Source organism: Iamia sp. SCSIO 61187, from assembly GCF_019443745.1.
Lineage (GTDB): Bacteria > Actinomycetota > Acidimicrobiia > Acidimicrobiales > Iamiaceae > Iamia.
Genome location: NZ_CP050948.1, coordinates 4,411,549 through 4,433,707, shown reverse-complemented (window position 1 = coordinate 4,433,707; position 22,159 = coordinate 4,411,549). Strand labels below are relative to the sequence as shown.

Here is a 22,159-nt window from a genome sequence, read left to right as displayed (position 1 = left end):
CCTCACACGAGGCGCTGGCCCGCCTTCCACACCTGGGCCACGCGGTCACCGAGGCCGGCGAGGGTGAGGGCGTCACCGTCGACCACGACCAGGTCGGCGTCCTTGCCCTCCTCGACCGTGCCCCGCCGGTCGTCCACGCCCAGCAGGCGGGCCGCCTCCTGGGTCGTCGACCGGAGCACCTCGGTCGGGGCCATGCCCCCCGCCTCCATCAGCTCGAGCTCGCGGAGGTTGTCGCCGTGCGGGCCCACCCCGGCGTCGGTGCCCATGGCGACCTTGACGCCGGCCTCGACCGCCCGCCGGAACGAGGCGGCGTGGTCGTCGACGACCATCCGGGCCTTGTGGACCTGGGCCGCGGTGAGCCGGGCGCCGGCGTCGACCGACTCCAGGACCCAGATGGGGGCGATGAGCGTCGGCACCAGCCACGTGCCCCGGTCGACCATCAGCTCGATGGCCTCGTCGTCGAGGTAGATGCCGTGCTCGATCGAGCGGATCCCGGCCCGCACCGCGTTCTTGATCCCGTCGGTCGCCTGGGCGTGGGCCATCACGAAGCGGCCGGCGGCGGTGGCCTCCTCCACCAGCACGTCCAGCTCGGACGGCCGGAGCTGGGCCCGCTTGGGATCGCTCACCGGGCTCAGCACCCCGCCGCTGGTGGCGACCTTGAGGACGTCGGCCCCCTCTCGGATGAGGGTGCGCACCATCTTCCGCATCTCGTCGGGGCCGTCGACGATCGCCGACGGGTGGCCCGGGTACTCCGGGCTCACCAGTGGGATGCGGTGGCCGCAGCCGAAGTGCTCGTCGCCGTGGCCGCCGGTCTGGCTGATGATGTCGATGGCGATCTGCATCCGCGGTCCGGGGACCATCCCCTCGTCCACGGCGCGCCGGATCCCGGCGTCGGCCCCGGCGGCGTCGCGGACGCTCGTGATGCCCGCCTCCAAGGTCCGCCGCAGGCTCCGCGCCGCGATGTAGAAGCGGTACGAGAACGGCTCCTGGATGCCCGCCATCACGTCGAAGCCGTCGAAGGTGACGTGGACGTGGCAGTCGAACAGTCCCGGCAGCAGGGTCTGGCCGTCGAGGTCGACCGTCGTGTCGCCGTCGCCCGTGCCCGGTGCCCCGACGTGGGCGATGCGGTCGTCGTCGACCACCACGTCGGCCGGCGCCGGGTCACTGCCCGTGCCGTCGAAGAGGAGGCCGCCGTGGAAGAGGGTCCGCGCCATGGGCCCTCTCTACCGCACGGCGCTCCTGGTGGGGCGCCGCCGTCAACCAGGGCCACTCGGCTGGCGCCTCGCCGGCCGTCGCCCGGGCTACTCGGCGGACGCCTCGCCGGCCGTCACCAGGGCCACTCGGCTGGTGCCTCGCCGGCCGGCGACGCGCCTGGTCAGGTCACCAGGTGGTGCGGGAGGCCTTGCAGGTGACGCAGAGGGTGGTGGTGGGGAGGGCCTCGATGCGGTCGGCGCCGATGGGGCCGCCACACGACGTGCAGGTCTTCCAGTCGTCGCTCTCGGCTCGGCCCAGGGCGACCTCGATCTCCTCGAGGAGCTTGCGGTCCTCGGCGATCTGGGCCCGGATGCGGTCCCGCTCGACGAAGGTCCCGTCGGACTCGGACCCGCCCTCGTCGTCGCCCGACCCCACGTCGGTGCCGACCTCAGCCAGGGCGTCGTAGTCCTTGGTGAGCTGCTCGAGGCGCTCGGTGGCCTCGTCGCGCAGCGACTCCAGTCGCTTCTGGTGGCTGGTGACGTTGAGCTTGGTTGCCATCGCTGGGTGCAGTCCTCGGAGGGTGGGGGGCTGGCAACCTACAGCCGTCGGAGCCGGTCGACGCCATCGGATCTGTGAACTCTGCGCGACGGCCGCCGCCACCTCGGTCGCACCGCTGTCACCGGGCCCTCGACATCACCTCGGCGTGAGGTCGTACCGTCGCCGACGTGCCGCCGCCGACCGCCGTCCCCCGGGTCCACATCCTCGGCTCGGCCGCTCCCGTCCCGCCGTCAGCGCGCACCCTCTACGTCGACGGGTCGGCCGGCGCGTCGTTCCGGCCCGGGGCCGACCTCGAGCTCAGCCGCTGGGTCCCGACCTCGACGCCGGACCGGTGGGCGGCCGACACCTCGACCGAGATCTGCGTGCGGTTCCTGGAGGACCCGCCCGCCGACGCCGGCTCCTACGACCTGGCGGTCAACAACCACGTCGACGTGGACGGGATCCTCTCGGTCTTCTGCCTCGTCCACCCCGACCTCGCCCTGGCCCACCGGGACGTGGTCGTCGGCGCTGCCGAGGTCGGCGACCTGGCCGCCGGGGGCGATCGCGACGCCTTCGTGCTCGCCCAGGAGCTGACCCTGCTGATGGGCGGGTTCGGGGCGCCGGGCCGGGACCCGCAGGAGGCCTACGAGGCCGCCTTCGCCCTGACCCGCGCCGTGCTGGCCGGGACGCACCCCGAGACGCCATCGGTGACCGCCGGGTGGGACCTCCTCGAAGCCCAGGCGGCCCGCCTCGGCCGCGAGGTGGCCGTCACCCAGGTCGACCCGCGCCTCGTCGCCTACGTCCTGCCCCCGCTCGGCGGCGACGACCGCACCGCAGCGCTGCACCTCCCGCCGTTCAACGCCGTCGTCGACGCGACGGTGTGGCTGTGGCCCCACGTCCGCAACCGGGCCCACGGCCAGGCCGCCCACCTGGTGTCGCTGCCGGTCGACGGCGGCTGGACCCACGACCTGTGGCTGCCGACCTACGTGTGGGCCCACACGCCGGACCGCTGGCGGCCGCCGGTGCTGGAGGGCACGGGGTCGTCGAACACGTGGCGCATCCGGTCCGCGCCGCTCGCCGAGGCGGTGGCCGCCCTGCGGGCCGACGAGCGGCGCCCCGGCACCTGGGTGGTGGCCGACGAGGTCGACCCGTTCGCGGCCGTCCCCGGGCGGGCCTTCCCGGTCATCCTCTCGTTCCTCGACGACGGCAGCCGGCCGACGCCCAGCGCCCACCCGCCGGCCGAGGTCGCGACGCGCCTCGCACCCGCCCTCGCCTCGGCGGCCCAGGCGTAGCCTTCCGGGCCATGGCCACCGAGGACGACGTCCGCCGGATCGCCCTGGCGCTCCCGGAGACCACCGAGAAGCCCTGGTTCGGGTCGCCCGGGTTCCGGGTGAAGGACAAGGGGTTCCTGCGCATCCGCTCCGAGGCCGAGGGCGCCCTCGTCTGCTTCGTCGCCGATCTCGGCGAGAAGGAGGCCCTCCTGGCCTCCGACGAGCGGAAGTTCTTCACCACACCCCACTACGACGGCTACCCGACCGTCCTCGTGCGGCTCGAGGAGGTCGACGAGGACGAGCTGACCGAGCTGATCACCGACGCCTGGCTGGCCAAGGCGCCCAAGCGGGTCCTGAAGGCCTACCTCGACGACCACCCCGAGGCGCGCCCGGGCTGACGCCTAGATCCCGCAGCGGGGGGCGCGCCACGACCGTCCGCTCCCGTCGACGTGGACGTGGCTGCTGTGGCCCGGGTAGCCCGGGCCGTAGATCCCCTGGAACCCGTGGTGTCGCGCCTGGCGGGCCAGCGCGCACAGGGTGTGGGGGCCGGCGTCGAGGTCTGCGGCGTCGCCGAAGAGGTGGCGGCTCCGGGCGGCGCCGCCGGCCAGCCGGTTGCAGGGGATGGAGCGGAACCCGCTGGCCACCGTGATGGGGCGCTCCCGGAGCGCGTGCCGCAGGGCCTGGAGCTTCCACATCGTCACCAGGGCCGTCGACCGGGCGGTCGCAGTCGTGGTGCGCCCTCCGTCGAAGCCGCGGCCGCCGCAGCCGTCGTCGAGCTCGCCGAACGAGAAGCCGGCCGGCGTGCAGTCATCGTCCTGGAGCCGCTCGACCAGCCCGAGCGTCCGGGGCCCGGCGATCCCGTCGACGCCGAGGCCGTACGCGGCTTGGAACCGGCGCACGGCGGCACGGGTGGCGGGGCCGAACTCCCCGTCGACGGACAGCCGCCGTCCGAACCCCGGGTAGCCGGCCACCCGGACCTGGAGGCGGCGGACGTCGCTGCCGGTCGTTCCCTGGCTCAGGGTGCGCCGCCACGTGGCGCAGCCGTCGGCGGCGACCGGTGCTGCGGGGGCGACGAGGGCGAGCGTCGATCCCAGCAGGACGACCGCGACGACCGCCCGGGCACCTCGTCGCCGGCCAGGTGGGGACATGGCGGACCGCCTCCTCGGCTCGCCGCAGGAGGGTGCGCTGACGCTCGTTCGCGGTGGCGAGCCGCACCCGACGGTAGGGAGTCGGGCGGCGGGCGCCGGGGACCCTCGCGACCGGCCCGGCCGTCGGCCCGCGCGCACGTCGTCGGCCGGCGCTCGTGGGCGACCGTGCCCTTCGGCCGCGGGAACCTGCGACATCTCCGTTCCTGCGACAGGTGGCCACGGTCTTGCTGGGTGGCTGTCGCATGCTGCGGTCCGTCGCAGGCTGCGGCCTGCGGCGACGGGGGTCAGGCGGGGTCGGCGAGGCGGCGGCGGAGCTCGACGTAGACCTCGGTGCCGACCATGGCGGTGAGCTCCTCGGCCAGCGACTCGACGACGGGCCGGTCGCCGACGTAGGGCTCGGGCTCCTCGGTGCAGCACCAGGCCATCTCGTCGCCCTCCTCGTTCCAGTCCGCCCTGGTCCAGCCCCGGACCGTGGCGACCTCGCTGTCCGGGGTGGTGCCCTCGGCCCAGTCGACCTTGAGGGGGAGCTGCCAGCACACCGACGGCTTCCACTCGAGCGGCGGCTCGTCGACCTCGACGGCGGCGATGTGCAGCGCGCACCCGGCGCCGCCGGCGAACCCGGGGCGGTTGAGGAAGATGCACGCACCGTCGACGACCCGGGTGCTGAGCTTGCGGTCGTCGCCGAAGACGCCGCCGGCCTCGGCCTCGGCGTGGTGCTGGAAGAGGTGGGGCTCGAGCATCGCCGCGTAGGCGCTGATCTGAGCCCCCTCCTCGGCGCCGTCGAGCTCGGCGCCCACCGAGCAGCACCCCTGCATCAGCTCGGGGGCGGGGCGGTCGAGGATGCCCTTGCACCCCTGGCCCCAGATGCAGGTCCAGCGCGACGTGAGGAACGAGCGCTCGAAGCGCCAGGTGACGTCGCCGTCGGCGACCTCGACGTGGTCTGCGGGCGGGGTGGGGGCGGGGTCCACCCCCGGAGGCTACGAGGCGGCCTCGTCGGCGGGGCAGCGGTGGACGGCGCCGACGGCTGCACGAGCCTGGTCGAGGCGATCCGGCGCCCTACGGCGTGAGGCCCCCGCCCCGGTACCGTCCCCCCGGTGAGCCGGTTGGACGAGGTGGGGGAGGCCGACGGCTGGCGGTGCTGGCTCTGCGACGAGCCGGTCGACCCCGACATGTCGGTCAACGACCCCCGCGGTCCGAGCATCGACCTGCGGACGACGCGGGCCAAGGCCAAGAACAAGAAGAGGGCGGCACCGGTCGAGCGGCTCGCCCACCGAGGGTGCAACACGGGCAAGGGCGCGGTGGCGCCCGTGGTGCCGTGGCCCGACGACCTCTTCCTCGTCGACCCGGCGCCGTTGATCGCCGTGGTCGACCGGCTCCAGCGCAAGGGCGGGCGCGAGGCGGTGGCCCGGTGCCTGAGCCGGGACGACGCCGACGCCGTCGCCGCCTGGCTGGTCGACCGGGTCGGCCGGCTCGAACCCGACCTGGCGGTCACCACCCAGGTCGACGAGGGCGGCGGCCAGCACGTGGTCAGCCTCCGCGCCTGACCGAGGACCATCCTTTGTCCGGAACCCTGCCGAGGAGGGGGACTTCCGGACAAGGTCGCCCCTAGCCTCCGCGCCGGACCCGGTCGATCTGGCGCCGGTCTCGCTTGGTGGGGCGTCCGGCGCCCCGGTCACGCTCGCCGAAGGGGACCTGCTCCGCCGGCCTCGGCGGCGGGGGCGGGGTGTGGTCGACGAGGCACTCGGCGGCCACCGGGGCACCGACCCGCTTCTCGATCAGCCGGACGACCTCGACGTCACGGTCGACCTGGTGGATGCGGGCCGTCACCCGGTCCCCGATGCGCACGCCGGTCGACGGCTTCGCCGGCCGGCCGTCGATGCGGACGTGGCCGGCCTTGCACAGTGCCGTCGCCTCCGAGCGGGTCTTGGCCAGGCGCACCGCCCACAGCCACCGATCGACCCGGGCCGTCTCCGTCACGACCCGATCTTGCCCGGCCCGCCGCCGGCCCGGGGCGTCAGAGCTCGACGTCCACGCCGACCGCCTTGCCGATGACGGCGAGCTCCTCGACGATGTTGTCGACCATGTCCCACAGGTCCGGGACGAGGTCCCGGCAGGCGACGAGGCCGACGTCGAGGGTGTCGCGGTAGCTCTGGACGGTGACGTTGAGGCCCTGGCCGTCGACCACGGTGGACACCGGGTAGTAGTGCAGGAGCTCGGCCCCGGCGGTGTACAGCGGCTGGCGGGGGCCGGGGACGTTCGACACGACGAGGTTGAAGGGCGTGAAGCGGCCGCTCAGGCGCAGGGCCGTCCGCATGGCCCGGGCGAAGACGGCCGGCGGGGCGAACTGGGTGAAGTCCGTCAGCTGCTCGGCCGGCACGGCGTCGAACAGGCCCTTGGCCCCGGCCATGGCCTCGTGGACCTTGCGCACCCGCTCGAGCGGGTCGGGCTCGTCGGTCGGCAGCCCCGAGAAGATGGCCGACACCCGGTTGGTCCAGCGGTGCTCCTCCTCCCCGGTGCGGATGGACACCGGCACCATGGCGATGAGCGCCTTGTCGGGCAGGGCGTCGTGGTCCTCGAGCCAGCGCCGCACGCCTCCCGCGCACATGGCCATGACGACGTCGTTGACCGTCGCGCCCAGGGCGTTCTTCACCTCCTTCACCGACGTGAGCGACGTCGACCGGAAGGCGAAGCGGCGGTGGGCGGTGATGCGGTCGTTGAACGGCGTGTGCGGGGCCATCCCCTGCGGCAGCGGGCCGGCGACCTCGCCCACGGGGTGGCGCTCGCGGCCGATGTTCAGCACCGTCCCCAGGGGGCCGCGGAGGTTGGAGCGGAGCTGGTTGGCCGCCGCGACCAGCACCGGGTTGCGGGTGGCGGCCCCGATCTGGCGGGCGGTCCGGGCGCCGAGGACCAGGGCCCGGCCCGGCTTGCGGACCAGCCCCGCGGCGGCGGTGACCAGAACGGCGCCGTCGCTGCGCGGGGGCTCCGGGGCCCAGCTCCCCAGCGCCGGGTCGTCGCCGGCGTCGCCCTCGGGGCTGGAGTCGAGCATGAGCGTCAGCAGCTCGGCGCCGGACGCCCCGTCGACGGTGGCGTGGTGGATCTTGGAGAGGATGGCGAAGTGGTCGTCGGGCAGCCCCTCGATCACGTAGCTCTCCCACAGCGGCCGCCGCCGGTCGAGGGGCCGGGCGATGATGCGGGCGATGAGCTCGCCCAGCTGCTGGTCGCTCCCCGGTGGGGCCACCGCCGTGTGGCGGACGTGGTACTCGAGGTCGAAGTCCGGGTCGTCCTCCCAGAACGGGTGGTCGAGCCGGAACGGCACGTCGCGCACCCGGCGGCGGAGGGGCTCGAGCAGGTGGAGGCGCCGCTCGATCTCCGCCCGCCAGGCGGTCAGCGGGTCGTAGCCCGGGTCGTCGGGGCGGGCGAAGACCGACAGGCCCGACACGTGGCCGAACTGGGTCTCCGACTCCATGTAGAGGAAGGTGGCGTCGAGTCCGGTGAGCTGGTCCATGGGTCCTCCGGTCTCCGGGTCCCCGTCGGACCGGACCGGGCGGTGGCCGACGACGGGGTGGCGCGGGCGCGCTGTGACGGCCGCCACCCTTCCACCTCGACGGGCGCGTCACACGCCGGGCGCGACCGTGCCCCCGCCGGGCGGGGCGGGGGCACGATCGGTGGGTTCCGGTCGGGTCAGTACTTGTTCAGCAGCATCGTGCGGGTGCCGTAGTCCCCGGCGTTGCCGCCGCCCTGGATGTGGGCGGCCCAGAGGCTGAGCTCGAGGCCGGTGCTCTCGGCGCCGATCATGGCGTCGTAGACGTCGGCGGCGAGGACCCGGCCCCGGCTCAGGGCCCGGTACTCGGCGGACTCGGAGAACTTCGTCATCATGTGACCCCGGCTGATCGCCTTGGTGTCGAGCTGGCCCTTCCAGTAGGCGAGGCCCCCCGCGTCGGGCTCGCGGTCCAGGACGTTCTGGTAGACGAGGGTGACGAACTGGGCGTTGCTCAGGTTGCCGTAGGTGGCCTTGAACTCCTGCGAGGCGGCGAAGGCGTTCGAGACCGCACCGATGGTCTTGCCCTTGGTGGTGATCTGGTCGCTCCAGAACTCCAGGCCCCCGTGGTCGGCGTTGCGGTCGAAGTAGGCGTTGTAGAGCCGGATGATCTGGTGGCGGTGGGCCCGCTCGGGCTTGGCCACGAGGGCGTCGATCACGTCGCCGGTGGTCCAGGTGCCGCTGTTCAGGTTCACCACCGCGGTGCTCTTCTCGCCGAAGCTGGGGTTGCGGCCGAGGAAGTCCTGGTACTGGCGGGTCACGAACGCACCCGCATCGGTGCCGAACTGCGAGATCTCGGTGTGGTACTGCTGCACGCTGGCGACCATCGACTCGCTCCAGGCGCTGGTGCCGTCGGCGTTGGTGGCGCGCACCCGGTAGGAGTAGGTGACGCCCGGGACGACGGTGGTGTCGACCAGCGGGGCGGTGGTCGCCTGGGTCCACACCTTCTGGACCTGGGCCTGGCCCTGCTGGAACCGCTCGATGCGGTACTCGGTGATCGCCTTGCCGCCGGTGTCGAGCGGCGGGGCCCAGTAGACCCGGACGAAGTCGTCGGCGGCGTCGTAGCCCACGGCGATGATGGCCTTGGGCGAGGTGGGCGCGTAGGCCGAGGCGGGCGCGGACCCGATGCCGACGCCGGTCAGGAGGACGAGCAGTCCCAGGGCCAGCAGCGCCAGCCGGCGGACGGTGGAGGTGGTGGTGGTGGTGTGCGTGGTCATGCCGGTGTGACGCGGCCACCCGCACCGCCCGCACACTTTTCCGCCGAGGCCTTCCGTGCCGAGCCACCGAGCTCGGCGACGGGCGGGGATCAGGCGTCGGTGCGGGCGAGGGCGACGATCGTCTGGTCGCGGGTCGTCAGGCGGGTGAGCGTGCCCAGGCCGGCGGTCAGGGCGGCCACGACCACCCCGGCCAGGATCACGTACATCAGGGCCAGCTGGGTGCGGACCGCCTCCAGCGGCGCCACGCCGGCCAGGATGAGCCCGGTCATCGCCCCGGGGAGGAACACGATCCCCAGGGCCGCGGTCTGCTCCACCTGGGGCGAGATGGCGGTGCGCAGCGCCGACCGCACGAACCGCAGCGACGCCCGCCGGGGCGTCATCCCGAGGGCCAGGCCGGCCTCGATCTCCGGCCGGGCGTCGGCCACGGCCTCCGACACCCGGGCCGCGCCGACCACCGCGGCCTTCATCGAGTTGCCCACGATCATCCCCGCGACGGGCACGAGCGTCCTCCCCTCGAGGGCGAAGATCCCCAGGCCGAACATCACCGCCAGGCCCATCCCGGCCACCAGCCCCATGGCGAGGAGGGCGACGGTGAACAGGCCCGGGACGTCGGGGGCCCGCCGGGCCACGGTGACGGCGGCGAACACGGTGATCGCCGCCACCCAGGCCCAGGACCACGCCAGCGGGGTGTCGGGGTCGACGATGGGGACGAGGGCGGCGCCGACGACCGCCATCTGGGCCAGCGACCGGGCCACGGCGACGACGATCGGGCGCCCCAGGCGCAGGCCCTGCTGCCAGGTCAGGGCGACGGCGGCCAGCACGAAGACCAGCGACACGGCCAGCCCGGCCCAGCCGACGACGTCGCCGCCGTTCACCGGCGCGCCCTCACGAGCCGTCCTCGGCCGCGGCGGTCAGGGCGTCGGCGGCCCCGGCGTCCGATGCCGGCCCGCTCCAGGTCACCCGGCCGGCGCGCAGGACCACGAGGTGGTCGGCCAGCCGGTGCACCTGGTCGAGGTCGTGGGTGACCCACAGCACGGGCATCCCGTCGGCCACGAGGCTGCGGGCCAGGTCCTCCAGGTGGCGGGTGGCCCGGGCGTCGAGGGCGGACGTGGGCTCGTCGGCGAGGAGCACCTCGGGCCGGGTCGTCAGGGCCCGGGCCAGGACCATGCGCTGGGCCTCGCCCCCGGAGAGGGCGTCGGCCTGGCGGCCGAGCAGGTCGCGGTCGAGGCCGACGCGATCGAGCAGGTCGCCGGCCTCGGCCTCGGTCAGGGAGGTGGCCACGGCGCGCAGGTTGTCGGCGACGGTGCCGGGGAACCGGGCCGGAGCCTGGAAGACCATGCCGACCCGCCGGCGGTGGGCGAGCGGGTCCAGCGCGGCCAGGGCCTCGCCGCGGAAGCGGATGGTCCCCTCGGTCGGGGTCTCGAGGCGGTTGCAGCACCGGAGCAGGGTCGACTTCCCCGCCCCCGACGGTCCGACGAACACGGTGGTGCCGGCGTCGGGCACGTCCACGGTGACGTCGGCCAGCACCTGGGTCCCGTCCCGCTCGACCCCCACCCCCTCGAAGGCGAACAGCGGGACGTCCACCCCGCGAGTCTGGCGCGGTCCACCATGATGGCGGCCCATGGAGCGCTTCACGACGTCCGACGGGGTCGGTCTGGCCTACCGCACCTGGGCCGGCGGGGACGGTGCGCCGGGCCTCCCGCCCGTCGTGCTGCACCACGGGTTCATCGCCAACGCCCACCTCAACTGGGTGCTCCCGGGGGTCGTCGACGCCCTCGTCGCCGCCGGGCGGGACGTGGTGGCCCACGACGCCCGCGGCCACGGGCGCTCCGACACGCCCCACGACCCGTCGCTCTACGGCGAGGACCGGATGGCCCAGGACGTCACCGAGCTGGCCGACCACCTCGGGCTCGACCGCTTCGACCTCGTCGGGTACTCGATGGGCGGCGTCACCGCCGTCCTCACCGCCACCCGGGAGCCCCGGGTGCGCCGGCTCGTCATCGGGGGCGTGGGCTCGGCCATCGTCGAGCTGGGCGGCGTCGACACCCGCGTGATGGACCGCACCCTCCTCGCCGAGGTCCTGGAGCAGGACGACCCGGGCGAGGTCGCCGATCCCGGCGTGGGCGCGTTCCGGGGCTTCGTCGACGCCGTCGGCGGCGACCGCCTGGCCCTGGCCGCCCAGGCCCGGTCGGTCCACCGCACGCCCATCGCCCTGGGCCGCATCACCGCCCCGACCCTCCTGGTCGTGGGGGACGCCGACGACCTGGCGTCGCGACCCGAGGTCCTCGTCGACGCCATCGCCGACGCCCGGCTCGAGGTCGTGCCCGGCGACCACATGGGCGCCCTGATGGCGCCCCGCTTCGTCCCCGCCGTGATCGAGTTCCTCGCCGGCTGACCGGCCGGGACCACGGGTGCCGGGCACGACGTGGGCCGGACCCTCCCCTCCCGCGAGGCACCCCGAGCAGAGGGGCGCGATCCGCGCGCACCATGTGACCACCACCACACCTGGATCCACCCACGGGAGGTCGCCCATGAGGGTCACGCTCACGGTCAACGGGGTCGAGCGCACCGCCGACGTCGAACCTCGGACCCTGCTGGTCCACCACCTGCGGGAGGTGCTCGGCCTGACCGGCACCAACGTCGGTTGCGACACCACGTCGTGCGGCGCCTGCACCGTCCACCTCGACGGCCAGTCGGTGAAGTCCTGCACGGTGCTCGCCGTCCAGGCCGAGGGCTGCGAGATCACCACCATCGAGGGCATGGCCACCGACGGCCAGCTCCACCCCATGCAGGTCGCGTTCATGGAGAACCACGGGCTCCAGTGCGGCTACTGCACGCCCGGCATGGTGATGGCGTCGACGGCGCTCGTCGCCGAGGCCGAGGCCGAAGGCCGGACCCTCGACGAGGCCGCGGTCCGCGAGGGTCTGGAGGGGAACCTCTGCCGCTGCACCGGCTACCAGAACATCGTCGCCTCGGTGCTCGCCTGCGCCCGCGGCGACGTCGGGAACGCCACCGAGGTCCAGGTCCGGCGCGAGGAGGTGCCGGCATGACCGCCACCGAGCCGCTCGACGACGTCGACACCACCGTGGCCACGAGCCCGGGCAACGGCAGCGGGGTCATCGGCTCCCGCCGCCTCCGCCGGGAGGACCCGACCCTGCTGACCGGGGAGGGCCGCTACACCGACGACCTCCAGATCCCCGGGGCGCTCCACATGGCGCTGGTCCGCAGCCCCTTCGCCCACGCCCGCATCACCGCCATCGACACGGCGGCGGCCGCCGCCGCCCCCGGCGTGCGGGCCGTCTACACCGGCGCCGACCTCGACGACATGTGGGCCAACCCCATGCCGTGCGCCTGGCCCGTCACCGACGACATGAAGAACCCGGCGCACTACCCGCTGGCCAAGGACAAGGTCGCCTACGTGGGCGACGCCGTGGCCGTGGTGCTGGCCGAGTCGTACGCCGCGGCCCGCGACGCGGTCGAGCTCGTCGACGTCGACTACGACCCGCTGGAGGCGGTGATCGACCTCGAGGACGCCCTGTCCGACCGGGTGGTCATCCACGACGACATCGGCACCAACGTCTCCTACACCTGGAACCTCGAGCTCGACGAGGACGCGGTCAAGAGCGCCTTCGACGCCGCCGCCCACACCGTCACGGGCCGCTTCGTCCAGCAGCGGCTGATCCCCATGGCCATGGAGCCCCGCGCCGTGGCGTGCGTGCCGGCCCCGTTCGGCGGTGGGATCACGCTGTACTCGGCGACCCAGGTCCCCCACATCCTCAAGGTCATGACGGCGGTGACCACCGGCATCTCCGAGGCCGACATCCGTGTCGTCGCCCCCAGCGTGGGCGGCGGGTTCGGGTCGAAGCTCAACGTCTACGCCGAGGAGCTCCTCGCCGTCGGCCTGGCCCACAAGCTCAAGGTGCCGGTGCGCTGGGCCGAGGAGCGGACCGAGAACGCCCAGGCCACCATCCACGGCCGAGGCCAGATCCAGGAGATCGACCTGGCCGCCGACGCCGACGGCAAGGTCACCGGCGTCCGGGTCCGCCTCATCGGCGACATGGGTGCCTACCTCCAGCTGGTCACGCCGGGCATCCCCCTGCTGGGCGCGTTCCTCTACTGCGGCGTCTACGACGTCCCTGCGTTCTCGTTCACGTGCACGTCGGTGTTCACGACCATGACGCCCACCGACGCCTACCGGGGCGCGGGCCGGCCCGAGGCCACCTACGCCATCGAGCGGGGCATGGACCTGCTGGCCAAGGAGGTCGGCGTCGACCCGGCCGAGATCCGGCGCCGCAACTACATCGGCAAGGACCAGTTCCCCTACACCGCGGTCACGGGCCTCGAGTACGACTCGGGCGACCACGAGGGGGCGGCCCGGATCGCCCTCGAGATGGCCGGCTACGAGGACCTCCGGCGCGAGCAGGCCGAGCGCCGGGCCGCGGGTGGCACCAAGCACCTGGGCATCGGCATGTCGTCGTACTTCGAGATGTGCGGCCTCGCCCCCAGCCGGGTGCTGGCGTCGCTCAACTACTCGGCCGGCGGCTGGGAGTCGGCGACGGTGCGGATGATGCCGACGGGCAAGGTCCAGGTCGTCTCGGGGGCCACCCCCCACGGCCAGGGCCACGAGACCAGCTGGTCGATGATCGTGGCCGAGCGGCTCGGGGTCAGCCCCGACGACGTCGAGGTCCTCCACTCCGACACGAGCATCAGCCCGCACGGCATGGACACCTACGGGTCGCGGTCGCTGCCCGTCGGCGGCGTCGCCATCGCCATGGCGTGCGACAAGGTGATCGAGAAGGCCCGCCAGATCGCCGCCCACCAGCTCGAGGCCGCGGCCGACGACCTCCAGTTCTCGGCCGGCGTGTTCAGCGTCAAGGGCTCGCCCGACAAGGAGATGCCGATGGCGGCGGTGGCCTTCGAGGCCTTCACCGCCCACGACCTGCCCGACGACGTCGAGCCCACCCTCGAGGCCCAGGTCACCTACGACCCGCCCAACTTCTCGTGGCCGTTCGGCACCCACGTGTGCGTGGTCGAGGTCGACGAGGAGACCGGCCAGGTGGACGTGCGGGACTACGTGGCCGTCGACGACTGCGGCACCCAGATCAACCCCATGATCGTCGAGGGCCAGGTCCACGGCGGGATCATCCAGGGGCTGGCCCAGGCGCTGTTCGAGGAGGCCGTCTTCGACGCCGACGGCAACCCCCAGGCCGCCAGCCTGGCCGAGTACCTGGTGCCGGCGGCGTCCGACGTCCCGTCCATGCGGCTGGGGCACTCGGTCACGCCGTCGCCCACCAACCCCCTGGGTGTGAAGGGGGTGGGCGAGGCCGGCACCATCGGCGCCGCGTCCACCGTCATCAACGCCGTCGTCGACGCCCTCTCGCACCTCGGCGTCACCGAGATGCGCATGCCGGCGTCGCCGCTCCACGTGTGGGAGGCCATCCAGGCGGCCAGGGCCGGCGGCGGGTCGGACTCGGTCACGGCCGAGGCCACCGACACCGCCGACGCCGCCCGGGACGTCCCGTCCGACACCCTGCGCCCCGGACCAGGCGGCGCCGAGCCGGGAGGTGCATCGTGATCCCCGCCCCGTTCCAGTACGTCCGGGCCTCGTCCACCGACGAGGCCATGGCGGCCCTGGCCGAGCACGGCGACGAGGCCAAGCTCCTCGCCGGCGGCCACTCCCTGCTGCCGCTGATGAAGCTGCGGCTGGCGTCGCCCGAGGTCCTCGTCGACGTGGGCCGCATCTCGGACCTGTCGTACGTCCGCCACGACGGCGACACCGTCGCCATCGGCGCCCTGACCACCCACCACGACGCCGGGCGCGACGAGGTCCTGAAGGCCCAGGTCCCGCTGCTCGCCCACGTGGCCACCCAGATCGGCGACCCCCAGGTCCGCCACCGGGGCACCGTCGGCGGCTCGATCGCCCACGCCGACCCGGCGTCGGACCTGCCCGCCGCGCTGCTCGCCCTCGGCGGGTCGGTGGTGGTGCGCTCGGCCGCCCGGGGCGAGCGGGTCATCGCTGCGTCGGACTTCTTCACCGGGTTCCTCGAGGCCGCCCTCGAGCCCGACGAGCTCCTCGTCGAGCTGCGGGTCCCGGCCGTCCCCGACGCCGGCTGGTCGTTCCAGAAGTTCAACCGGCGGGCCCTCGACTGGGCCATCGTCGGCGTGGCCGCCGTCAGCCGCAACGGGTCCTCCGGGGTGGGGCTGGTGAACATGGGCCCCACCCCGCTGGTCGCCGCCGGCGTGGCCGAGGCCTGGTCCGGTGGGGCGTCGCCGGCCGAGGCGGCCGAGCGGGTCGCCGAGGGCACCGAGCCCGGGGCCGACACCAACGCCAGCGTCGAGTACCGCACCCACCTGGCCAAGGTCCTCACGAGGCGGGCCCTCGAGGAAGCGGGTGGCTGAGGCGGAAGGGGTCAGACCCCTTCCGTCGCCGGATGGAAGGGGTCTGACCCCATCCGTCGTGCGGGAGGCGATGGCGGAGCACGGGTACCTGGCCGACGAGGGGTTGGCGACGGTCGTGTTCCTCGCCCTCCACATGCGGCGCCCCCTCCTGCTGGAGGGGGACGCCGGCGTGGGCAAGACCGAGGTGGCCAAGGTGCTCGCCCGGTGGACGGGCGGCGAGCTGCTGCGGCTCCAGTGCTTCGAGGGCATCGACGCCTCCCAGGCCCTCTACGAGTGGGACCACGCCCGCCAGCTCCTGCACCTCCGCGCCGCCGAGGCCGCCGGGGCGCTCTCGTCGTCGGTCGAGGAGGTCGAGGCCGAGATGTACGACGAGCGCTTCCTGGTCCGCCGGCCCGTCCTCGCCGCGCTCGGGACACGGAAGGTGCCTGGCACCATCCGTGGCGACGCGCCGCCGGTGCTGCTGATCGACGAGGTCGACCGGGCCGACGACGAGTTCGAGGCCCTCCTGCTCGAGGTCCTGTCGGACTGGACGGTGACCGTCCCCGAGCTGGGGACCATCACCGCCGCCGTGCCGCCCGTCGTCGTCATCACGTCGAACCGGACCCGCGACGTCCACGACGCCCTGAAGCGGCGCTGCCTCTACCACTGGGTGGAGCACCCGACCTTCGAGCGGGAGGTGGCCGTCATCCGCCTGCGGGTGCCGGAGGCCGACGAGGTGCTGGCCCGGGAGGTGGCCGCGGCCACGGCCCAGCTGCGCACCCTCGGGCTCTACAAGCCGCCCGGCGTGGCCGAGTCGATCGACTGGGCCACGGCGCTGGCCGCCCTCGGCCGGCGCACGCTCGACGCCGCCTCCGTCGACGCCACCCTCGGCGCCGTCCTCAAGTACCGCGAGGACGCCGAGCGCACCCGGTCCTTCGGCATCGACGCCCTCGTCGACGCCCTCCGCTCCCGGACCTCCGATGCCTGACGGTGGGGCCGCCGAGCTGGTGGCGGCGCTGGCCCGGGCCGTGCGGGCCCACGGGGTGCCGGTGGCGCTGCGGTCGGAGGTCGCCTGCGCCGAGGCCGTCGCCGCCGTCGGCGCGGCCCGCCGCCAGGACCTGTACTGGGCCGGGCGGGCCACCCTGATCCACCGGCCCGAGGACGCCGCCGCCTACGACGCCGCCTTCACCGCCGTGCTGGAGGAGCGGGTCACCTGGTCGGCGCCCTCGGTCCCGGTTCCCACCGAGGTCCTCGTGGAGGGCGAGGGTGGGTCCGACGGCGAGGGCGTCGGGGACGACGACGACCGGGTGCTGCGCCACAGCGCCGTCGAGCAGCTGCGCCAGGTCGACCTGGCGACGTGCACGGTCGACGAGCGGGTCCAGCTCCACCGGGCGATCTCCGCCCTGCGGGTCGACGTCGCCACCCGGAGGTCGCGGCGGCGCCGGCCGGCCCGGCGGGGCGACGAGCTCGACCTCCGACGCACCGTCCACGCCGCCCTGGCCACCGGCGGCGAGCCGCTCCGGCTGCACCAGCGGGCGCCGAGCGACCGACCCCGAAGGCTGGTCCTGCTGCTCGACGTCAGCGGGTCGATGGAGCCCTACGCCCGGGCTCTCGTCCGCTTCGCCCACGCCGCGGTGACCTCGCGCGGTGCCGGCCGGGTCGAGGCCTTCACCCTCGGGACCCGCCTGACCCGCATCACCCGGGCCCTCACCACCCGCGACCCGGATGAGGCGCTCGCCCGCACCGCCGGTGACGTGGCCGACTGGTCCGGTGGCACCCGGCTGGGCGACGCCCTGGGGCAGTTCGTCGACCGGTGGGGTGCCCGGGGCATGGCCCGGGGCGCCGTCGTCGTGGTGCTGTCCGACGGCTGGGACCGGGGCGATCCGGCCCTCGTGGCCGAGGCCATGGCCCGGCTCCACCGCCTCGCCCACCACGTGGTGTGGGTCAACCCGCTGCGCGCCGTCCCCGGCTACGAGCCCCTGGCCCAGGGGATGGCTGCGGCCCTGCCCCACGTCGACACCTTCGTCCCTGGCGCGTCCCTCGCCGACCTGGAGGGTCTGGCCCACCTGCTCGCCACACTGTCCGACGTGCCCCCGTCCCGGTCCGTCGCATGATCCCCCCGCTCCACCACCTTTCTTGCGCCACCGGCGGGAGGTCTTCTCCTGCCAGTGACGCAAGGACGCGGGGGGTCGGGGGATGAGGGAGATCCTCGACACGGTCGACGGGTGGCTGGCCGCCGGCAAGCGGGTCGCCCTGGGGCGGGTCGTCGACCTGGAGGGCTCCGGCCCCCGCGACGCCGGGGCGGCCATGGCCGTGAGCGACGACGGCCAGGTCGCCGGGTCGGTGTCGGGGGGCTGCGTCGAGGGCGCCGTCGTGGCCGAGGCCCTCGACCTCCTCGGGGTCGAGCGACCGGACCTGGGCCTGGTCCCGCCGGGGGCGGGGTCCGACCACGAGCCGGGCACGCCCCGCATGGTCACCTTCGGGTACTCCGACGAGGACGCCTTCGCCGTCGGCCTCACGTGCGGGGGGACGGTCCGGCTGTTCCTCGAGCCCCTCGACCGGGCCGGCGGGCTGGGCGAGGTGTGGGACCGGCTCGGCACCGACATCCGCGAGCGGCGGCCCGTCGCCGTGGCCACCATCGTCGACGGGCCCGGGCTCGGGCGCAGCCTGCTCGTCGCCCCCGACGAGGACGCCGTCGGCAGCGTGGGCGACGAGGGGCGCGACCACGCCGTCGTGCGCGACGCCCGGGGCGAGCTGGGCGTGGCCCGTTCGGGACTGCGCCACTACGGGAGCCACGGCGAGGCGGACGAGGCCGCCGTCACCGTCTTCGTCGAGTCGTTCGCCCCGCCCCCGCAGATGCTGGTGTTCGGGGCCGTCGACTTCACCGCCGCCCTCACCCGCGTCGCCCGCACCCTCGGCTACCGGGTCACGGTCTGCGACGCCCGCGAGGTGTTCGCCACCGCCGAGCGCTTCCCCGAGGCCCACGAGGTGGTGGTCGACTGGCCGCACCGCCTGCTCGAGCGGGTGGGTCCGACCCTCGGTCCGGGCGACGCCGTCTGCGTCCTCACCCACGACGCCAAGTTCGACGTGCCCGCCATCCGGGCCGCGCTGGCCACCGGGGTGGGGTACATCGGGGTCATGGGCAGCCGTCGCACCCACGACCGCCGCCTCGTCCGCCTGGCCGAGGAGGGCGTCACCGACCCGGCCGACCTCGACCGGCTCCACTCGCCCATCGGGCTCGACATCGGCGCCCGCACCCCCGAGGAGACCGGCGTCGCCATCGTCGCCGAGATCATCGCCCTGCGCAGCGGTCGCCCCGCCCCCCACCTGCGCGACACCACCGGACCGATCCACGGACACCCGAGGTAGACAGCCATGGAGCTCACCAACACCTTCACCGTCGCCACGCCGATCGACGAGATGTGGCCGATCCTGTGCGACATCGAGCGCATCGCGCCGTGCATGCCCGGCGCCCAGCTGACGGAGGTCGAGGGCGAGGAGTACCGGGGCGAGGTGAAGCTCAAGGTCGGCCCCATCAACGCCCGCTTCAAGGGCACGGCCACCATGGTCGAGCGCGACGACGACGGGCACCGGGCCGTCCTCAAGGCCAGCGGCAAGGACACCGGCGGGAAGGGCAACGCCAACGCCACCATCACCGCCTCGGCCACCGCGACCGCCGACGGCGGCACCGAGGTGACCATCACCAGCGACCTGAGCATCACGGGGAAGGTCGCCCAGTTCGGGCGCAGCGCCATGGCCGACATCTCGACCAAGCTCCTGGGCCAGTTCGTCGACTGCCTGGAGTCGCGGGTCCTGGCCGGGGGCAGCGCCGACGACGCCGGGGGCGGCCCCGACGACGCGCAGGACGAGCCCGGCGACGCCGGGGACGGGTCCCGCGGCGCCGGTGCGGCGACGGGCGACGGCGAGACCGACGCCGCCACACCACCCGGAGGCGTGGGCGAGGCGCCCGTCGTCGACGTCACCGAGGCGGCGACGGCCGCGTCGGCCGGTCCCGGGAGCCCGGTCGAGACGGCGCCCGTCCCGCCGGCCGGTGGGGTCCCCGCCGGGTCGGCCGCGGTCGGCGGCGGGACGACGAGCGCCACGGCGGGCGATGGCGGCGACGCCGGTACGGCGGCCCCCGGCACGGCCGGAGCGCGGAGGGTCGAGGGCCCCGAGGCCGAGCCCATCGACCTCCTCGAGACCGCCGGGGTCCCGGTCGCCAAGAAGGTGGCGTTCCCCGTCGCCGCCGTGATGGCGATCTTCTTCGCCCTCTACTGGCGCCGCCGCCACCGGAAGTAGCGTCGACGCCGTGTACGCACGGCTGGTCAACCGGTTCTCGGCGACGAGGGCCGGGTCGTGGACCGTGCGGCACGTGGCGGCCAAGGTCGACCCCAGGCTGTTCCGCGCCACGGGAGGCCGGTTCACGATCACCGGCAAGCCCACCCTGCCGATGCTGGCCCTCACCACCACCGGGCGGAGGAGCGGCCAGCCCCGCACCGTCCAGCTGGCCTACCACCGCGACGGCGACGACCTCCTCGTCGTGGCCAGCGCCATGGGCCAGGAGCACCACCCGGCCTGGCGCCACAACCTCGAGGCCGACCCGCACGCCGAGGTGCTCCTCCGCGGCGACGCCTACCCGGTGACGGCGACCCTGCTCGACGCCGAGGAGAAGGCCCGCCTGTGGCCGGCGATCAAGGCGACGATCCCCCAGATGGGCACCTACGAGGCCCGCACCTCCCGTGACATCGGGGTGTTCAGGTTGGTGCGGGCGTCCCCAGCCTGACGATGCTGGTGGCGCCCACGGCATCCACGGCGCCGACGCTACGCCGGTGCGGGGGAGCCCGTGGGCCGGAGGCGGGGCGAGGGCCGGGAGCCGCTGGCCGGGTCGAGGCGGGCCAGCCCCCACGACAGGGCGACCATCCACACCCCGGCCAGCAGGGCGATGACGACGTAGGCGGCGCGCTCGAGGGCGACCCGATCGGTGCGGGCCTCGCGCTGGAGGTTCTGCTTGTCGGCCACGAAGGCGACCTCGCCGTCCTCGGCCGGGAGGGCGTCGAGGCCCAGGGCCTCGTCGGCGGGCATGAAGATGGGTGCCGAGACCATGTCGCCCTTGGTCTGGAGGCGGACCATGGTCTTCGCCGACCCGCTGACCGGCACCGGTGCCTCGGTCCGGTACGCGCCATCGCCGACCGGGACGAGGTCGACCATGGACGACCCCCCGTCGCCGCCCTCGGCCGCGCCCTGCCACGACAGGACCTCGAACAGGACCCCGTCGCGGGCGGCGGCGGCCGCCCCACCGGGCGACGGCGTCACGGTGACGTCGGCGACCTCGACGCCGTCGACGATCCGGCGCTCGCCCACGGCGATGTCGCCGGACCAGCCCTCGGGGGCGCCGATGGGCAGGCAGAAGGCGATGACGCCGACGGCGCCCAGCCAGGCCACCGGGGCGGCCCAGGCCGGGACCGGCTGGCGCTCGGCCGCCTCCGGTGCGAGGGCCCGGCCCACCAGCCCGCCCAGGGCGCCGCCGGCGGTCCCGGCGACGACGCAGACCACCAGCGCGTCGGGCAGGAGGGCGGTGGTCCAGGGGATCGGCATCCACACCTGCGACCACAGGGCCTCGGCGGCCATGCCCACGGTCCCCACCGCCAGCCCGGCGGCGGCGCCGACGGTGACCTGGCCCTGCCGCCGCAGCCAAAGGAACACGCCCTCCACCGCGAGGGCGGAGCCGATGTAGAGGGGGAAGTGGAACGTCGACCGGCCCGAGAGCTCGACGCCCAGGCTGAGCGCACCCCGGAGGGCCAGGAACCCGCCCACCGCCATGAGGGCGCCCCCGCGCCCGAGGCGGATGCGGGCGGCGACGAGGCCGAGGCCGCCGGCCAGGGCCAGCAGGGTCGGGTGGTAGAGCGCGCGGAACTGCGGCACGCCGAAGTCGAACTCGACCTGCAGGGTCGACAGCCCGACGAGGAAGGCGCCGGCGAGGGTGATGTCGGCCGTCCGCTCCCGGAGGGCGGCGAACCGGGTCGGCGGGGTGCCCGGCATGGCCCGGGCCCCCTCGATCAGCAGGGCCCAGCACCCGAGGGTGGCGAGCGACGCCCCGCCGATCAGCTGGATGTGGGTCGGGCCCCAGGCCGTCACGTCCTGGCCGAAGAGGCGGTGCCAGATGTCGTCGAGCGGGAACCCCGCCAGGGCGATCAGGCTGCAGGCGGTGAGCATGATCCCGCCCACGGGGACCTTCCACCGGTCGGTGAGGCGGACCGCCGAGGGGCTGCGATCGTCGCCCAGGACCATGGCCAGCAGGGCGGCGAAGGCGATGCCGTCCAGCCCGATGATGATGAACCAGTGCGCCGGGTTGGCGAAGGCGCCCTCGTCGCGGCCCCGGTCGATGTGCCAGGAGACGTCCCAGTAGTAGCCCCACACGGCGACGGCCAGGGACACCAGGGTGATCAGCACGGGGACGATCGACCAGGCCGGTCGACCGGTCCGCTCCTCGACGACCTGCACGAAGGGGTCGAGCACGCCCCGCCGGCGGTGGGCCACCCCGAGGGCGACCACGGCGACGATCGAGGCCAGGGCCACGGCGGACGCCCCGACGACCTCGCCGACGGGCGCTCCGCCGGCGCTCGGGGTCTGGGCCAGGGTGAGGGTCAGCACCGGTCGTCGCTCCTCGATCGGGGGTCGGATCGAGCCGGCCGGGTGCGACGGGAGCAGTGACGGCCGGCGCCCTGTTACCAGGGGTAACGCTGAGGCTTCCCCATCGGCGCCCCGTCCAACCCTCGACGACGGACCCGTTCTCCGGCAACGGGAGGCCTCGCAGGGTCAGACCCATCGGGACGGACACGGAAGGTGCCAGGCACCTTCCGTGCCGGCACCTTCCGC

The 22,159-nt window shown here is 74.6% G+C and carries 22 protein-coding genes; 12 read left to right on the top strand and 10 right to left on the bottom strand.

The features are described 5' to 3' along the window. Positions 1 to 2 precede the first annotated feature (2 nt). The gene (locus tag HC251_RS21315; protein WP_219942607.1) at positions 3 to 1,214 is read right to left on the bottom strand and encodes an amidohydrolase family protein; all 1,212 of its coding nucleotides are present in this window, start codon (positions 1,212 to 1,214) and stop codon (positions 3 to 5) included. A gap of 166 nt (positions 1,215 to 1,380) precedes the next feature. Next, positions 1,381 to 1,752 (bottom strand): TraR/DksA C4-type zinc finger protein, encoded by a 372-nt coding sequence (locus tag HC251_RS21310; RefSeq protein ID WP_219942606.1) that lies wholly within the window; start codon positions 1,750 to 1,752, stop codon positions 1,381 to 1,383. Between the two features lie 167 nt (positions 1,753 to 1,919). Here HC251_RS21310 and HC251_RS21305 point away from each other — a divergent pair, with 167 nt between their 5' ends. After that, complete coding sequence (locus HC251_RS21305) at positions 1,920 to 3,023, top strand: DUF6687 family protein (RefSeq protein WP_219942605.1); 1,104 nt, start codon at positions 1,920 to 1,922, stop codon at positions 3,021 to 3,023. Between the two features lie 11 nt (positions 3,024 to 3,034). Then, positions 3,035 to 3,400 carry an MmcQ/YjbR family DNA-binding protein gene (locus HC251_RS21300; protein ID WP_219942604.1) on the top strand — a complete coding sequence of 122 codons (366 nt, stop codon included), beginning with the start codon at positions 3,035 to 3,037 and terminating at the stop codon, positions 3,398 to 3,400. Between the two features lie 3 nt (positions 3,401 to 3,403). On the opposite strand, the gene HC251_RS21295 is transcribed toward HC251_RS21300, so the two are convergent. Both HC251_RS21295 and HC251_RS21290 read right to left on the bottom strand, forming a co-directional pair. Beyond that, entirely contained in the window at positions 3,404 to 4,150 is a 747-nt protein-coding gene (locus tag HC251_RS21295; RefSeq protein WP_219942603.1) for a D-Ala-D-Ala carboxypeptidase family metallohydrolase, read from the bottom strand. Between the two features lie 284 nt (positions 4,151 to 4,434). Beyond that, positions 4,435 to 5,118: a hypothetical protein gene (locus tag HC251_RS21290; RefSeq protein ID WP_219942602.1), complete on the bottom strand. Its 684-nt coding sequence runs from the start codon at positions 5,116 to 5,118 to the stop codon at positions 4,435 to 4,437. A gap of 126 nt (positions 5,119 to 5,244) precedes the next feature. Between HC251_RS21290 and HC251_RS21285 the strand changes: the two genes are divergently transcribed. Further along, the gene (locus tag HC251_RS21285) at positions 5,245 to 5,694 is read left to right on the top strand and encodes a hypothetical protein (protein ID WP_219942601.1); all 450 of its coding nucleotides are present in this window, start codon (positions 5,245 to 5,247) and stop codon (positions 5,692 to 5,694) included. A gap of 61 nt (positions 5,695 to 5,755) precedes the next feature. Here HC251_RS21285 and HC251_RS21280 read toward each other — a convergent pair whose 3' ends face one another. The 5 genes from HC251_RS21280 to HC251_RS21260 form a co-directional block, all read right to left on the bottom strand. Continuing rightward, positions 5,756 to 6,127 (bottom strand): RNA-binding S4 domain-containing protein, encoded by a 372-nt coding sequence (locus tag HC251_RS21280; RefSeq protein WP_219942600.1) that lies wholly within the window; start codon positions 6,125 to 6,127, stop codon positions 5,756 to 5,758. 37 nt (positions 6,128 to 6,164) lie between these two features. Next, the gene (locus tag HC251_RS21275; RefSeq protein WP_219942599.1) at positions 6,165 to 7,655 is read right to left on the bottom strand and encodes a wax ester/triacylglycerol synthase family O-acyltransferase; all 1,491 of its coding nucleotides are present in this window, start codon (positions 7,653 to 7,655) and stop codon (positions 6,165 to 6,167) included. A gap of 176 nt (positions 7,656 to 7,831) precedes the next feature. Further along, positions 7,832 to 8,905 carry a DUF4214 domain-containing protein gene (locus tag HC251_RS21270; protein ID WP_219942598.1) on the bottom strand — a complete coding sequence of 358 codons (1,074 nt, stop codon included), beginning with the start codon at positions 8,903 to 8,905 and terminating at the stop codon, positions 7,832 to 7,834. 89 nt (positions 8,906 to 8,994) lie between these two features. Then, the gene (locus tag HC251_RS21265) at positions 8,995 to 9,780 is read right to left on the bottom strand and encodes an ABC transporter permease (protein ID WP_219942597.1); all 786 of its coding nucleotides are present in this window, start codon (positions 9,778 to 9,780) and stop codon (positions 8,995 to 8,997) included. 10 nt (positions 9,781 to 9,790) lie between these two features. After that, positions 9,791 to 10,489, bottom strand: coding sequence for an ATP-binding cassette domain-containing protein (locus HC251_RS21260; RefSeq protein ID WP_219942596.1), 699 nt, complete (start codon positions 10,487 to 10,489; stop codon positions 9,791 to 9,793). A 37-nt stretch (positions 10,490 to 10,526) separates the two neighbouring features. Between HC251_RS21260 and HC251_RS21255 the strand changes: the two genes are divergently transcribed. The 9 genes from HC251_RS21255 to HC251_RS21215 all read left to right on the top strand — a co-directional run bounded on the left by HC251_RS21255 (position 10,527) and on the right by HC251_RS21215 (position 20,066). Further along, positions 10,527 to 11,300 (top strand): alpha/beta fold hydrolase, encoded by a 774-nt coding sequence (locus HC251_RS21255; protein WP_219942595.1) that lies wholly within the window; start codon positions 10,527 to 10,529, stop codon positions 11,298 to 11,300. A gap of 136 nt (positions 11,301 to 11,436) precedes the next feature. Further along, positions 11,437 to 11,955 carry a (2Fe-2S)-binding protein gene (locus HC251_RS21250; RefSeq protein ID WP_219942594.1) on the top strand — a complete coding sequence of 173 codons (519 nt, stop codon included), beginning with the start codon at positions 11,437 to 11,439 and terminating at the stop codon, positions 11,953 to 11,955. After that, positions 11,952 to 14,480 (top strand): xanthine dehydrogenase family protein molybdopterin-binding subunit, encoded by a 2,529-nt coding sequence (locus HC251_RS21245; RefSeq protein ID WP_219942593.1) that lies wholly within the window; start codon positions 11,952 to 11,954, stop codon positions 14,478 to 14,480. The genes HC251_RS21250 and HC251_RS21245 overlap by 4 nt, the downstream gene beginning before the upstream one ends. Beyond that, positions 14,477 to 15,304, top strand: a complete 828-nt coding sequence (locus HC251_RS21240) for a xanthine dehydrogenase family protein subunit M (RefSeq protein WP_219942592.1) — start codon at positions 14,477 to 14,479, stop codon at positions 15,302 to 15,304. Before HC251_RS21245 ends, HC251_RS21240 begins: the two co-directional genes overlap by 4 nt. Before the next feature lie 70 nt (positions 15,305 to 15,374). Then, the gene (locus tag HC251_RS21235; protein WP_255566515.1) at positions 15,375 to 16,271 is read left to right on the top strand and encodes a MoxR family ATPase; all 897 of its coding nucleotides are present in this window, start codon (positions 15,375 to 15,377) and stop codon (positions 16,269 to 16,271) included. Further along, on the top strand, positions 16,264 to 17,397 hold the full coding sequence (locus HC251_RS21230) for a VWA domain-containing protein (RefSeq protein ID WP_219942591.1): 1,134 nt from the start codon (positions 16,264 to 16,266) through the stop codon (positions 17,395 to 17,397). The genes HC251_RS21235 and HC251_RS21230 overlap by 8 nt, the downstream gene beginning before the upstream one ends. 82 nt (positions 17,398 to 17,479) lie before the next feature. Continuing rightward, entirely contained in the window at positions 17,480 to 18,652 is a 1,173-nt protein-coding gene (locus HC251_RS21225; RefSeq protein ID WP_255566514.1) for an XdhC/CoxI family protein, read from the top strand. 6 nt (positions 18,653 to 18,658) lie between these two features. Then, the gene (locus HC251_RS21220) at positions 18,659 to 19,582 is read left to right on the top strand and encodes an SRPBCC family protein (protein ID WP_219942590.1); all 924 of its coding nucleotides are present in this window, start codon (positions 18,659 to 18,661) and stop codon (positions 19,580 to 19,582) included. Between the two features lie 10 nt (positions 19,583 to 19,592). Then, positions 19,593 to 20,066, top strand: coding sequence for a nitroreductase/quinone reductase family protein (locus HC251_RS21215; RefSeq protein WP_219942589.1), 474 nt, complete (start codon positions 19,593 to 19,595; stop codon positions 20,064 to 20,066). 38 nt (positions 20,067 to 20,104) lie between these two features. Here HC251_RS21215 and HC251_RS21210 read toward each other — a convergent pair whose 3' ends face one another. Then, entirely contained in the window at positions 20,105 to 21,934 is a 1,830-nt protein-coding gene (locus HC251_RS21210) for a hypothetical protein (RefSeq protein ID WP_219942588.1), read from the bottom strand. Positions 21,935 to 22,159: the final 225 nt, after the last annotated feature.

What these genes read in the sequence shown, in the direction of transcription:
- HC251_RS21310 (WP_219942606.1), bottom strand. Translation starts at nt 1,752, where the DNA reads ATGGCAACCAAGCTCAACGTCACCAGCCACCAGAAGCGACTGGAGTCG.
- HC251_RS21300 (WP_219942604.1), top strand. Translation starts at nt 3,035, where the DNA reads ATGGCCACCGAGGACGACGTCCGCCGGATCGCCCTGGCGCTCCCGGAG.
- HC251_RS21315 (WP_219942607.1), bottom strand. Translation starts at nt 1,214, where the DNA reads ATGGCGCGGACCCTCTTCCACGGCGGCCTCCTCTTCGACGGCACGGGC.
- HC251_RS21295 (WP_219942603.1), bottom strand. Translation starts at nt 4,150, where the DNA reads ATGTCCCCACCTGGCCGGCGACGAGGTGCCCGGGCGGTCGTCGCGGTC.
- HC251_RS21270 (WP_219942598.1), bottom strand. Translation starts at nt 8,905, where the DNA reads ATGACCACGCACACCACCACCACCACCTCCACCGTCCGCCGGCTGGCG.
- HC251_RS21255 (WP_219942595.1), top strand. Translation starts at nt 10,527, where the DNA reads ATGGAGCGCTTCACGACGTCCGACGGGGTCGGTCTGGCCTACCGCACC.
- HC251_RS21275 (WP_219942599.1), bottom strand. Translation starts at nt 7,655, where the DNA reads ATGGACCAGCTCACCGGACTCGACGCCACCTTCCTCTACATGGAGTCG.
- HC251_RS21225 (WP_255566514.1), top strand. Translation starts at nt 17,480, where the DNA reads ATGAGGGAGATCCTCGACACGGTCGACGGGTGGCTGGCCGCCGGCAAG.
- HC251_RS21230 (WP_219942591.1), top strand. Translation starts at nt 16,264, where the DNA reads ATGCCTGACGGTGGGGCCGCCGAGCTGGTGGCGGCGCTGGCCCGGGCC.
- HC251_RS21220 (WP_219942590.1), top strand. Translation starts at nt 18,659, where the DNA reads ATGGAGCTCACCAACACCTTCACCGTCGCCACGCCGATCGACGAGATG.
- HC251_RS21250 (WP_219942594.1), top strand. Translation starts at nt 11,437, where the DNA reads ATGAGGGTCACGCTCACGGTCAACGGGGTCGAGCGCACCGCCGACGTC.
- HC251_RS21245 (WP_219942593.1), top strand. Translation starts at nt 11,952, where the DNA reads ATGACCGCCACCGAGCCGCTCGACGACGTCGACACCACCGTGGCCACG.
- HC251_RS21235 (WP_255566515.1), top strand. Translation starts at nt 15,375, where the DNA reads ATGGCGGAGCACGGGTACCTGGCCGACGAGGGGTTGGCGACGGTCGTG.